Origin of the sequence: Pseudomonas sp. PDM09, from assembly GCF_014852305.1 — a bacterium.
Taxonomy (GTDB): Bacteria; Pseudomonadota; Gammaproteobacteria; order Pseudomonadales; family Pseudomonadaceae; genus Aquipseudomonas.
This window is the reverse complement of the sequence record NZ_JACVBI010000006.1, coordinates 363,930-375,915: the sequence shown is the minus strand read 5'-3', so window position 1 is coordinate 375,915 and position 11,986 is coordinate 363,930. Positions and strand designations below refer to the sequence as shown.

Here is an 11,986-nt window from a genome sequence, read left to right as displayed (position 1 = left end):
GGGGAGCTGAACGCTATTCGCCATGAGCGCCATTGAATCTGCTTTTTTGAATCTGGCTTACCCTCCGCAGCTCGATCTGGGGCCGCAGCTTACGCACGAACAATTGCTCAGCTCGATGCAATCGACCATGGCGCGCCACAAGGGTGGGCCGGTCTGGCTATTCGCTTATGGTTCGCTGATCTGGCGCCCTGAATGTGCGGCGGTTGAGCGAGTGCGCGGTCGCGTGCATGGCTACCATCGCGGTTTATACCTGTGGTCCCACGAACATCGCGGTACACCGGAAGTGCCGGGGCTGGTGTTTGGCCTGGATCGCGGCGGCTCATGCAGCGGGTTTGCCTATCGCTTGCCCGAAGAGCAACTCGAAGCTTCGCTTTATGCGCTCTGGCAGCGTGAAATGCCATTTCCCTCCTATCGCCCACATTGGCTTAACTGCCGTCTCGAAGACGGAAGCCAGGTTCAGGCATTGGGATTCGTTTTGGAGCGGCACCTGCCCAGCTATGCCGGCAACTTGCCGGATCATGTGCTGAGCCAGGTATTCGAAAGCGCTTGCGGGCGTTACGGCACTACTCGCGAGTATGTCGAGCAGACAGCTCACGCCCTGCGTAGCCACGCCATGCCAGACCGGAATCTGGAGGCGCGGCTCAAGCGCTGCAAATCAAAGACCGATCAGGCGATCGCTTCGCGGCTCTGACTGGCGACGTTCTTGTGACCCAGGGTGGGTGCCAGAAACGCCATCGCCAGCAGGCAGGCGACGACCAACAGGATGAAGCCGCCATCCCAGCCGAAATAGTCCACCGTGTAGCCCATCAGGGCACTGGCCGCGACTGAACCACCCAGGTAACCAAACAAACCAGTGAAACCGGCAGCCGTGCCCGCGGCTTTCTTGGGCACCAGCTCCAGCGCCTGCAGACCCACCAGCATCACCGGGCCATAGATCAGGAAGCCGATCGCGAACAGCGAGATCATATCGACCATCGGGTTGCCCGGTGGATTCAGCCAATACACCACAGTCGCCACAGTCACCAACGCCATGAACACCATGCCGGTCAGGCCACGGTTGCCCCGGAAGATCTTGTCCGACATCCAGCCACACAGCAGCGTGCCGGGAATGCCTGCCCACTCGTACAGGAAGTAAGCCCAGGACGTCTTGTCGAAGTCGAAGTGCTTGACCTCTTTAAGGTAGGTCGGCGCCCAATCCAGGATGCCATAGCGCAACAAGTAGACGAAGACGTTGGCCAGCGCGATGAACCAGAGCATTTTGTTGCGCAGCACGTATTTGACGAAGATGTCCTTGGCGCTGAATTCTTCTTCGTGGCTGGCGTCGTAGCCTTCCGGGTAGTCGTTCTTGTACTTCTCGATAGGCGGCAAGCCCGTCGATTGCGGAGTATCGCGCATGACAATGAAGGCAAATACAGCGACCAGCAACGCCACCGCTGCCGGTACGTAGAACTTGCTGTGCCAGTCGTTGAACCAGCCCATGCCGAGTATCGCCAGCGGGCCGATCAAGCCGCCGCCGACGTTATGCGCGGTGTTCCATACCGAAACCACGCCGCCGCGTTCTTTCTGCGACCACCAGTGCACCATGGTGCGCCCGCTCGGTGGCCAACCCATGCCTTGCGCCCAGCCGTTGATGAACAACAGGATGAACATCATGGTCACGCTGGACGTTGCCCACGGTGCGAAACCGAAAACGAACATCACCCCGGCGGACACAATCAGGCCAAAGGGCAGGAAGTAACGAGGATTGGAGCGGTCGGACACGATGCCCATCAAAAACTTGGAAAGACCGTAGGCGATTGCAATCGCCGACATCGCCACCCCGAGTTGGCCTTTTGTATAGCCTTGGGCGATCAGATCCGGAAATGCCAGGGTGAAGTTCTTGCGCAGCAGGTAGTAACCCGCATACCCAATGAAAATCCCGGCGAAGATCTGCCAGCGAAGGCGTCGGTAGGTGCTGTCTATTTTTTCTTCAGGCAATGGAGCCTGATGTGCGGCAGGACGAAAGAAAGCAAACATTCAAAGGCTCCAGATTTCTTGTTTTGACTGCGGATGCGAATGTTACAGTTTCGTTACCGAAAATAGCACCGGTTCGCATCAGCCAAACAGTGGAAATGTTGGAGATTGCATGTTCTTTTATGAACATGTCGCTCAGGTATAAATGCAGGGCGGTATGGGGATGGCGTAACCGGGTCGCAGGGCTGCGACCCGGTTCGGCTCAAGCAGGTCAGGTAAACAATCAGCGAATCTGAACCACCACTTTCCCGACCGCCTTGCGCTGGCCAAGATCATTGATGGCCTGCGCCGCATTGCTCAGCGGATAAACCTGAGACACCAGCGGCTTCAGCTTGCCTTCGGCAAACCAGCCGAACAGTTGCTGGAAGTTTGCCGCGTTGTCCTGTGGTTGGCGCTGGGCAAAGGAGCCCCAGAACACGCCGACCACCGCTGCGCCTTTGAGCAGTGCCAGGTTCACTGGCAGCTCAGGGATTCGTCCGCTGGCGAAACCGACTACCAGTAGACGGCCGTTCCAGGCAATGGCGCGGATTGCCTGGTCGAACAGGTCGCCACCCACCGGATCGTAGATCACGTCGGCGCCCTGGCCGTCGGTCAGGCGTTTGATTTCGTCCTTGAGGCTGGTTTCGCTGTAGTTGATCAACTCATCGGCGCCGGCAGCCTTGGCTACCGCGAGTTTTTCTGCGCTGCTGGCGGCGGCTATAACGCGAGCACCCATGGCTTTACCGATTTCCACCGCGGCGAGGCCGACGCCGCCGGAAGCGCCAAGCACCAGCAAGGTTTCGCCAGGTTGCAGGTTGCCCCGTTGCTTGAGGGCGTGCATCGAAGTGCCGTAGGTCATGCTGAATGCGGCGGCGGTGTTGAAGTCCATCGAGGGCGGGATCGGCAGCACGTTGTAGCCCGGCACCGCGACCTGCTCGGCAAAACTGCCCCAGCCAGTCAGGGCCATGACCCGGTCACCGACCTTGAGGTGGCTGACCTTTTCGCCTACCGCACTGACCACGCCGGCCGCTTCGCCACCCGGAGAAAACGGGAAGGGCGGCTTGAACTGATATTTGCCCTCGATGATCAACGTGTCCGGGAAATTCACCCCAGCCGCATGCACATCCAGCAGGATTTCATTCTTCTTCGCGACAGGACTGGCGACGTCTTCCAGCACCAGCGATTCGGCAGGGCCGAAGGCTTTGCACAGCACGGCTTTCATCAGGGCTATTCCTTTGGGAGTGATGGCCGATAAGTGTAGGTGTGTGAGTCATTGGGTCAACGAGCATGCCCGACCCTGATAGTCAGCCATAAGCTTGTGCTTGAGCGGCGGGTCGTTATGCTTGGCCGCAAACCGGATAAGGAGCGAATTGTGAAAGCGTGGATCATGTTGATGCTGGCCCTGTCTCTGCCTGTGGCAGCGATGGCCGAAGAAGCCAAAGAAGGTGAAGCCCCGAAGGTCAACTACATTACCCTGAGCCCGCCATTCGTGGGCAACTATGGGCTGGACGGTACGCCGAAGCTCAAGGTCTACAAGGCCGATGTGGCGTTGCGGGTGACCGGTGACGAGGCGACCAAAGCGGTAAAGGCCAATGAGCCATTGATCCGTAACAAGCTGGTGGCGTTGTTTGCGCAGCAGACCACTGAAGCCATGAACAACGTCGAAGCCAAGGAAAAGCTGCGTCAGGAAGCCTTGAAGCAGACTCAGCAAGTGATGAACGACGAAACCGGCAAGCCAGTGGTTGAGGATTTGTTGTTCAACAACCTCATTATTCAGTAAGACTTTTTTTGTCTGGGCGGCCTCATCGCGAGCAGGCTCGCTCCCACAGGGGATCTCCAGTGTATGCAGATTCAGTGTGGGAGCGAGCCTACTCGCGATAGCATTCTTTCAGTCACTGCATGGCTCAAGACCTTAATGCAATCACCGTCGCCCACTGCTCGGCTGTCACTGGCATCACCGACAGCCGCGAACCCTTCTGCACCAGTGGCATCTCGGCCAACGCCGTTTGCTGCTTCAGATAATCCAGCTTCAGCACCCTGGAAAACGTCTCGACGTGAGCAACATCAATCGCACTCCAGGCGTTTTTCTCGGCAGTGGCCTTCGGATCGAAGTAATGACTCTCAGGCTCCAGTGCCGTCGGGTCCGGGTACGCGGCTTCGACAATCTTGCCGATCCCGGCAATCCCCGGCTCCGGGCAGCTGGAGTGATAGAAGAGAAACTCGTCACCCACCGCCATTGCCCGCAGAAAGTTACGCGCCTGATAGTTGCGAACCCCGTCCCAGCGCGCTCGGCCAAGCTTCTCCAGGTCTTTGATCGAGAGTTCGTCAGGCTCGGATTTCATCAGCCAATAGGCCATGGTTTTGCTCCTTGCGAGGTGAGTGGGCAAGCGGTCGGGCAATTTTATGACAAACCGACAGTCGGTTGACGCCAGCGTTTGCGTGTCGGTTCACGTTGTCGCAAAATGCCGGCCTTCTAAGCTTGACGCTGCTGCACGGCCTACACCTACAACGGAAACCGCTGCTGTCATCGTGTTGATGTGCCTTTGGGGGGCAATCGATGAAACGCAAACCGGATTTACTATGGATTTTGGTTATTTTATTCGGCCTTGGTGTCGTGACCACCGGCTATGCCCAAAGCCTGTGGAACAACAAACCCGATGCTCCGGTCGAGATCGCGCAGCAACAGCCGTCGGCCTTCAAGCGCTGAACCTGTCTTTCGACGCCGCTGAAATCAGTGGCGTCTAGTCCGCGAAATACCATGCCTTGTCCGTGACCGTTCCCTGCAGCGGCACATCCCAGCTCGCCTGAGCCAATCGTTGAACCTTCTGACATTCATGGGCCAGGCCCAGAAGCGTCGGCTTGCGCCAGTTTTTGCGGCGCGCCAGGTACGCCAGGCTTCGATCGTAGAAACCACCGCCCATTCCCAGGCGTCCGCCGACATCGTCAAACCCCACCAGCGGCAACAACACCAGATCCAGCGCCCAGACCTTGCGTTGTCGGGCGATGTTGTGGCGAGGTTCGGGGATGCGAAAACGGTTGGGTTTGAGCTTTTCGCCGGGGCGAATCCGCTGGAACACCATTTTGGTTCGCGGCCAGGCACTGAGCACCGGCAGATACGTCGCCTTGCCCCGACGTTGCGCGGCACGCATCAACAGGCGCGGATCGATTTCACCGTCGTTGGGCAGGTACAGGGAGATGTGTTTTGCGCGGCGGAACAGCGGGTGCTGGATCAATTGCTTATACAGCCCGCGAGCGGCCTCGCGCTGCTGACTGGGAGTCAGTTCGCGGCGGGCCTTGCGCAGCATGCGTCGAAGTTGCGGGCGGGGCAGCAGCGCAGGTTCGGTCATGGATTCAGGCTTCAGAAGTGCGAGTACCAAAGCGTACCCGTAAAAAAGCCGATGCCGGTATTTAAACCGGCATCGGACTGGAATCAGGCTCCCCGGATGAACCGCTGTCGACTTAGCCCTTGAACCCGAAAGTTCAAGGTGGAAGATGCAGTAGGCTTTAAGGCTTTCCGTCTAGCGGACATGCACACCAGCCCAACGTGCAACCTCCAGGGTAGTGCGAATCGGCTCAGGGACGTCGTCAACTGGCAAGCACCCCAGGGAGTGATGCGAGTATACCCCAAGCGGTTTCGCGTTTCAGCCCTTGGTGACATCCGGATCGGTCGACAGCACCAGATCGACGCGGTCCAGCAGGTCGCGAACCTGCTCGCGGGTCGAACCGCTGGCCTGCACATCCGGGCGATCTTCCTTGTGCAGAAGATCGTGCGTGATGTTCAGCGCGGCCATCACGGCGATGCGGTCGGCGCCGATGACTTTGCCGCTGCTGCGAATTTCGCGCATCTTGCCGTCCAGGTAACGGGCAGCGCTCACCAGGTTGCTGCGCTCTTCCTGGGGGCAGATGATCGAGTATTCTTTGTCGAGGATCTGCACGGTAACGCTATTGCTTGAACTCATGAGTCTTGCTCCAGGGCCTTGAGGCGCGAAATCATCGATTCGACCTTACGCCGGGCGATTTCATTTTTTTCAATGAGATGCGCGCGTTCCTCGCGCCAGCTCTTTTCCTGAGCTAATAGGAGTCCATTCTGACTCTTTAGTTGCTCGACTCGAGTAATTAGCAGCTCGAGTCTGGCCATCAGCGCTTGCAGGTCGGTGTCTTCCATTGTGTCCACTGGTTGTGTCTGATGCGTGATAGCTGGCGGGACAGCCTTTAATAGTCTTGGCGAGTCTGTCGATGTAGGATACAAGGCCTTCATTCTAGACATAGCGCCGTCTGGCGCCTAGCTGCCCATGCCCATTCAGAATTCTCCGTACCAAGCCTTCGCCACCCTGCTGAGCACCAGCGGCCATCCCGTCTCGCCTGCCGAACTGCACGGCCTGTTGCTCGGTCGCAGTTGCGCCGGTGCCGGCTTCGAAGCCGACAGCTGGTTGGCCGACGCCGCCGAGCTGCTCGAAGGCGAGCCACAAGACAACGTTCGCAACGCCTTGATCGGCCTGCAAGAGATGGTCAAGGGCGAGCTTACCAGCGACGACATGACCGTTGTTCTGCTGCTGCCGACCGACGACGCGCCGCTCACCGAGCGCGCGGCTGCACTGGGCCAGTGGTGCCAGGGCTTTCTTACCGGCTTCGGTCTGACCCGCCGCGAATATGCCTTGAGCACTGAAGCCACCGAAGTGCTGCAGGATCTCGCCGCCATTGCCCAGGTACAGGACGCGCTGGAAGAGTCCGACGACGGCGAAAGCGACTACATGGAAGTGATGGAGTACCTGCGCGTCGCTCCGTTGCTGCTGTTCACCGAAACCAAGAAAACCGACGAAGCGGCTGCCAAACCGTCGTTGCATTAATCGCGTGCCAGGGAAAGCCATCTGCCCATGATTCATATCCCGAAATCGGAATACAGCCGTCGCCGCAAGGCGCTGATGGCGCAGATGGAACCCAACAGCATCGCCATCCTGCCTGCCGCCGCGGTGGCCATCCGCAACCGTGATGTCGAGCACGTCTACCGTCAGGACAGCGACTTCCAGTACCTCAGCGGTTTCCCCGAGCCTCAAGCCGTCATCGTCTTGATGCCCGGCCGTGAGCACGGCGAATACGTGCTGTTTTGCCGGGAACGTAATGCCGAACGGGAATTGTGGGACGGCCTGCGCGCCGGCCAGGAAGGCGCGATCCGCGACTTCGGCGCCGACGACGCATTCCCCATCACCGACATCGACGACATCCTGCCGGGCCTGATCGAAGGCCGTGACCGGGTGTACTCGGCCATGGGCAGCAATCCGGAATTCGATCGGCACCTGATGGACTGGATCAACGTGATCCGCTCTAAAGCGCACCTCGGCGCCCAGCCGCCGAACGAATACGTTGCCCTGGATCATCTGCTTCACGACATGCGCCTGTATAAATCGGCGGCAGAAGTGAAGGTAATGCGCGAAGCCGCACGGATTTCCGCCCAGGCCCATATTCGTGCGATGCAGGCCAGCCGTGCCGGTTTGCATGAGTTCAGCCTCGAAGCCGAGCTCGATTACGAATTTCGCAAGGGCGGGGCGAAGATGCCGGCTTACGGTTCGATCGTCGCCGCCGGGCGCAACAGCTGCATCCTGCATTACCAGCAGAATGACGCAGTGCTCAAGGACGGTGATCTGGTGCTGATCGACGCCGGTTGCGAGATCGACTGCTACGCCAGCGACATCACCCGCACCTGGCCGGTCAATGGCAAGTATTCACCGGAGCAGAAGGCAATTTACGAGTTGGTGCTGGCTTCTCAGGAAGCGGCGTTTGCCGAAATTGCGCCGAACAAACACTGGAATCAGGCGCACGAAGCCACGGTACGGGTGATTACCACCGGTCTGGTGAAGTTGGGCCTGTTGCAGGGCGACGTCGACGAGTTGATCGCCAGCGAAGCCTATAAAGCGTTTTACATGCACCGCGCCGGCCACTGGCTGGGCATGGATGTGCACGACGTTGGCGAGTACAAGGTCGGCGGCGAATGGCGCGTGCTGGAAGTCGGCATGGCGCTGACGGTCGAGCCGGGCATTTACATTGCGCCGGACAACCAGAACGTGGCGAAGAAATGGCGCGGCATTGGCGTGCGCATCGAGGACGACGTGGTGGTCACTAAAACCGGTTGTGAAATCCTGACGAACGGCGTGCCGAAAACGGTCGCCGACATCGAGGCATTGATGGCCGCAGCACGGACACAAGCGGCATGAGTCGAGTCAATCTGGCAATCATCGGCGGTGGCCTGGTTGGCGCCAGTCTGGCGTTGGCGTTGCAGGCCGGGGCCAAGGCCCGTGGCTGGAAGATCGTGCTGATCGAACCGTTTGCCCCCGGCGACAGCTATCAACCCAGTTATGACGCCCGTTCTTCGGCGTTGTCCTTTGGTGCCCGGCAGATTTATCAACGGTTGGGTGTGTGGCAGGAAATCTCCCGCCGCGCCGAGCCGATCAAGCAGATTCATGTCTCCGACCGTGGACGTTTCTCCACCGCGCGGCTGTCGGCGATGGAAGAGGGCGTTCCGGCGCTGGGTTATGTGGTGGAAAACGCCTGGCTCGGCCAATGCCTCTGGCACAGTCTGGACAAGGACGTGATCAGTTGGCGTTGCCCGGCGGAGGTCACCGGCATGGAACCGCTGACCGACGGCTATCGCCTGACGCTCAACGATGAAACCCTGGTGGAATGCGACCTTGCGGTGCTCGCCGATGGCGGCCGTTCCGGCTTGCGTGAGCAACTGGGGATCGGCATCAAGAAGCGCCCGTATAACCAGAGCGCGCTGATCGCCAACATCACCCCCAGCGAAGCGCACAACGGCATGGCCTTCGAACGTTTCACCGACGATGGGCCGATGGCCTTGCTGCCGTTGCCGGACAATCGTTGCGCGCTGGTCTGGACCCGTTTGGGTATGGATGCGCAACGGCTGGCAGCCCTTGATGACCGCAGCTTTCTCACTGAGCTGCAGGGCATCTTCGGTTATCGCCTCGGCACGCTGAAGCAGGTCGGCGCACGGCATTTGTATCCGTTGTCGCTGATCGAAGCCGAGGAACAAGTCCGCCCGCATCTGGCGATCCTCGGCAACGCCGCCCACAGCCTGCATCCGATTGCCGGGCAAGGGTTCAACCTGTCGTTGCGTGACGCCCAGGCGCTGGCCGACAGTTTGTTGGGCAGCGAGACATCGCCCGGCGATTTCGCCACCTTGCAGGCCTATCGCGAGCGTCAGCGTCTGGACCAGAGCCTGACCGTGGGCTTCTCCGATCAGGTCACCCGCTTGTTCGGCAGCACGCAGCCGCTGGTTTCCCTGGGTCGCAACATCGGCCTGCTCGGCCTCGATCTGTTGCCGCCGGCCAAACGCTGGTTCGCCCGGCAGGCCATGGGCCTGGGTACGCGTCCCGATGACTAAGCGAAAGCCGGGCAGGGTGAACCTGCAAGTCGATATTCACGACGGCGCGAGCACTTGGGTGACGCGCGTCGGAAAAAAACTTTATGAGCGGCTCAAGCCGCAAGCGAGACAGGCTTAAAGCATGGAAATGCGCGCAGATCTGCTGATTGTCGGGGCCGGAATGGTCGGCAGTGCCCTGGCGCTGGCGTTACAAAACAGTGGGCTCGAAGTCCTGCTGCTGGACGGTAGTCCCCTGAGCGTCAAACCCTTCGATGGGCAGGCTCCGTTCGAACCGCGGGTGAGCGCTTTGTCGGCGGCCAGCCAGCGAATACTCGAACGTCTGGGCGTTTGGGATGGCATCGTCAGCCGGCGCAGCAGCCCCTATACGGACATGCATGTCTGGGATGGCAGCGGCACCGGGCAGATCCATTTCTCGGCGACCAGCGTGCATGCCGAAGTGCTCGGGCATATCGTCGAGAACCGCGTGGTTCAGGACGCCTTGCTCGACCGACTGCACGACTGCGATCTCGGGATGCTGGCCAATGCGCGTCTGGAACAGATGCGCCGCTCCGGTGACGACTGGCTGCTGACCCTGGCCGATGGCCGCACCTTGCGGGCACCTTTGGTGATCGCGGCGGATGGCGCCAACTCGGCCGTTCGGCGCCTGACCGGTGTTGCGACTCGCGAATGGGATTACATGCACCACGCGATCGTTACCAGCGTGCAAAGCTCAAAACCCCATCGAATGACTGCGTGGCAACGATTCACTGACAACGGTCCGCTGGCGTTTCTGCCGCTGGAGCGGGACGGTCAACAGGATTGGTGCTCGATCGTCTGGTCGACCACGCCGAGCGAAGCCGAGCGCTTGATGGCGCTGGATGACGAAGGCTTCTGTAAAGAGCTGGAGCGGGCCTTCGAAGGCTGCCTCGGCACGGTGCTCCGCGCCGACCCGCGTTTGTGTGTGCCACTGCGTCAGCGTCATGCAAAACGTTACGTGGCTGAAGGTCTGGCGCTGATCGGCGACGCGGCCCACACCATCCATCCGCTGGCCGGGCAGGGCGTGAACCTTGGTTTCCTCGATGCCGCGGTGCTGGCCGAAGTGCTGCTGCAAGCGGCCACGCGTGGCGAGCGGCTGGCGGACGTGAAAGTGCTCAGTCGCTATGAGCGTCGGCGCATGCCCCACAACTTGGCATTGATGGCGGCGATGGAAGGGTTCGAGCGCTTGTTCCAGGCCGATCCGTTGCCGGTGCGCTGGTTGCGTAATACCGGGTTGAAGATGGTCGACCAGATGCCTGAGGCCAAGGCGTTGTTCGTGCGTGAGGCGCTTGGGTTGATTGGGGATCTGCCGGCACTTGCCAAGGCTTGATTGCAACATCCGGTAACGCCTCCACTCACTGTCCGATTGAGATGCGAAATGTGAGTCCTTATCATTCGCTCTCACTTCCCCATTCGAGAGACCGCTTCCATGTTGGCACCCAAGCGTCTACTGACCGCACTGGCCCTGACCCTGATTGGCAGCACCGCCGCCCAGGCCGCCGACGAGGTGGTGGTTTACTCCTCGCGTATCGATGAGCTGATCAAGCCAGTCTTCGATGCCTACACCCAGAAAACCGGCGTGCAGGTGAAGTTCATCACCGACAAGGAAGCGCCGCTGATGCAGCGGATCAAGGCCGAGGGCGAAAACGCCACTGCCGACCTGCTGCTGACCGTCGATGCCGGCAACCTCTGGCAGGCCGAGCAGATGGGCATCCTCCAGCCGTTCACGTCCAAGGTGATCGACGCCAACATTCCACTGCAATACCGCGCGTCCTCCCATGCCTGGACCGGCCTCAGCCTGCGGGCACGGACCATCGCCTATTCCACCGACCGGGTAAAACCCGGTGAACTGACCACCTACGAGGCGCTGGCCGACAAGCAGTGGGAAGGCCGGCTGTGCCTGCGCACGGCGAAGAAGGTCTACAACCAGTCCCTGACCGCCACCATGATCGAAGTCCATGGTGCCGAGAAAACCGAGAAAATCCTCAAGGGCTGGGTCAACAACCTGTCCACCGACGTGTTCTCCGACGACGTTGCCGTGCTGGAGGCGATCAACGCCGGCCAGTGCGATGTCGGCATCGTCAACACTTACTACTATGGCCGTCTGCACCAACAGAAGCCGAACCTGCCGGTGAAGCTGTTCTGGCCGAATCAGGGCGACCGTGGCGTGCACGTCAACCTGTCGGGCATCGGCCTGACCAAACACGCGCCACACCCGCAAGCTGCCAAGGCGTTGGTGGAGTGGATGACCACGCCTGAAGCACAGAAGATTTTCGCTGACGTGAACCAGGAATTCCCGGCCAACCCTGCCGTTCAACCTTCAGCTGAAGTCGCGAGCTGGGGCAAGTTCGTGGCCGACACCTTGCCGGTGGAAATCGCGGGCAAGCGTCAGGCTGAAGCGATCCGGATGATGGATCGGGCTGGCTGGAACTGAGTCTGTCGATATACTGCGCCACAGAATGAAGTCGGCGACGTCCCGGCCGGCCTGATCGTTCCCACGCTCTGCGTGGGAATGCATCCACCGACGCTCCGCGTCGAAGCGTGACGCAGAGCGTCACAAGATGTGTGCCCACGCAGAGCGTGGGC

At 60.1% G+C, this 11,986-nt stretch carries 14 protein-coding genes, 1 other RNA gene and 1 pseudogene; 9 read left to right on the top strand and 7 right to left on the bottom strand.

Annotated elements, in window-relative coordinates; genetic code table 11:
* The first annotated feature begins 22 nt into the window (after positions 1 to 22).
* Positions 23 to 691 (top strand): gamma-glutamylcyclotransferase, encoded by a 669-nt coding sequence (locus IB250_RS17210; protein WP_192344988.1) that lies wholly within the window; start codon positions 23 to 25, stop codon positions 689 to 691.
* Here IB250_RS17210 and glpT read toward each other — a convergent pair.
* Positions 667 to 2,016: a glycerol-3-phosphate transporter gene (gene glpT / locus IB250_RS17205; RefSeq protein WP_192344987.1), complete on the bottom strand. Its 1,350-nt coding sequence runs from the start codon at positions 2,014 to 2,016 to the stop codon at positions 667 to 669. The two genes, IB250_RS17210 and glpT, sit on opposite strands and share 25 nt — an antisense overlap.
* 220 nt (positions 2,017 to 2,236) lie before the next feature.
* Entirely contained in the window at positions 2,237 to 3,214 is a 978-nt protein-coding gene (locus IB250_RS17200; protein ID WP_192344986.1) for an NADPH:quinone oxidoreductase family protein, read from the bottom strand.
* 150 nt (positions 3,215 to 3,364) lie between these two features.
* Between IB250_RS17200 and IB250_RS17195 the strand changes: the two genes are divergently transcribed.
* Positions 3,365 to 3,772, top strand: coding sequence for a flagellar basal body-associated protein FliL (locus IB250_RS17195; RefSeq protein ID WP_095633149.1), 408 nt, complete (start codon positions 3,365 to 3,367; stop codon positions 3,770 to 3,772).
* Positions 3,773 to 3,896: 124 nt separating this feature from the next.
* Here the strand turns inward: IB250_RS17195 and IB250_RS17190 are convergent, their stop codons facing one another.
* Positions 3,897 to 4,349, bottom strand: a complete 453-nt coding sequence (locus tag IB250_RS17190; protein ID WP_192344985.1) for an EVE domain-containing protein — start codon at positions 4,347 to 4,349, stop codon at positions 3,897 to 3,899.
* 200 nt (positions 4,350 to 4,549) lie between these two features.
* Here IB250_RS17190 and IB250_RS17185 point away from each other — a divergent pair, with 200 nt between their 5' ends.
* Entirely contained in the window at positions 4,550 to 4,699 is a 150-nt protein-coding gene (locus IB250_RS17185) for a hypothetical protein (RefSeq protein ID WP_018927582.1), read from the top strand.
* 34 nt (positions 4,700 to 4,733) lie between these two features.
* Here the strand turns inward: IB250_RS17185 and IB250_RS17180 are convergent, their stop codons facing one another.
* The 4 genes from IB250_RS17180 to IB250_RS17165 form a co-directional block, all read right to left on the bottom strand.
* The gene (locus IB250_RS17180) at positions 4,734 to 5,339 is read right to left on the bottom strand and encodes a 5-formyltetrahydrofolate cyclo-ligase (RefSeq protein WP_192344984.1); all 606 of its coding nucleotides are present in this window, start codon (positions 5,337 to 5,339) and stop codon (positions 4,734 to 4,736) included.
* Between the two features lie 85 nt (positions 5,340 to 5,424).
* Positions 5,425 to 5,603, bottom strand: a non-coding RNA gene (ssrS, locus tag IB250_RS17175) — 6S RNA.
* Positions 5,604 to 5,633: 30 nt separating this feature from the next.
* Entirely contained in the window at positions 5,634 to 5,951 is a 318-nt protein-coding gene (locus tag IB250_RS17170; protein ID WP_123500406.1) for a cell division protein ZapA, read from the bottom strand.
* Positions 5,948 to 6,157, bottom strand: coding sequence for a TIGR02449 family protein (locus IB250_RS17165; RefSeq protein WP_007899405.1), 210 nt, complete (start codon positions 6,155 to 6,157; stop codon positions 5,948 to 5,950). Before IB250_RS17165 ends, IB250_RS17170 begins: the two co-directional genes overlap by 4 nt.
* 127 nt (positions 6,158 to 6,284) lie before the next feature.
* Here IB250_RS17165 and IB250_RS17160 point away from each other — a divergent pair, with 127 nt between their 5' ends.
* The 6 genes and pseudogenes from IB250_RS17160 (at position 6,285) to IB250_RS17140 (ending at position 11,834) form a co-directional block, all read left to right on the top strand.
* The gene (locus IB250_RS17160; protein WP_008012538.1) at positions 6,285 to 6,839 is read left to right on the top strand and encodes a YecA family protein; all 555 of its coding nucleotides are present in this window, start codon (positions 6,285 to 6,287) and stop codon (positions 6,837 to 6,839) included.
* Positions 6,840 to 6,866: 27 nt separating this feature from the next.
* Complete coding sequence (pepP, locus tag IB250_RS17155; protein WP_192344983.1) at positions 6,867 to 8,201, top strand: Xaa-Pro aminopeptidase; 1,335 nt, start codon at positions 6,867 to 6,869, stop codon at positions 8,199 to 8,201.
* On the top strand, positions 8,198 to 9,385 hold the full coding sequence (gene ubiH / locus IB250_RS17150; protein WP_192344982.1) for a 2-octaprenyl-6-methoxyphenyl hydroxylase: 1,188 nt from the start codon (positions 8,198 to 8,200) through the stop codon (positions 9,383 to 9,385). The genes pepP and ubiH overlap by 4 nt, the downstream gene beginning before the upstream one ends.
* 22 nt (positions 9,386 to 9,407) lie before the next feature.
* Positions 9,408 to 9,503, top strand: a pseudogene (locus IB250_RS28715) (tetrameric acyl-CoA thioesterase); the annotation flags it as partial.
* A 9-nt stretch (positions 9,504 to 9,512) separates the two neighbouring features.
* The gene (locus tag IB250_RS17145) at positions 9,513 to 10,730 is read left to right on the top strand and encodes a 2-octaprenyl-3-methyl-6-methoxy-1,4-benzoquinol hydroxylase (RefSeq protein WP_192345014.1); all 1,218 of its coding nucleotides are present in this window, start codon (positions 9,513 to 9,515) and stop codon (positions 10,728 to 10,730) included.
* A 99-nt stretch (positions 10,731 to 10,829) separates the two neighbouring features.
* A complete protein-coding gene (locus tag IB250_RS17140) occupies positions 10,830 to 11,834 on the top strand; it encodes an extracellular solute-binding protein (protein ID WP_192344981.1) in 1,005 nt (334 codons plus the stop codon).
* Positions 11,835 to 11,986: the final 152 nt, after the last annotated feature.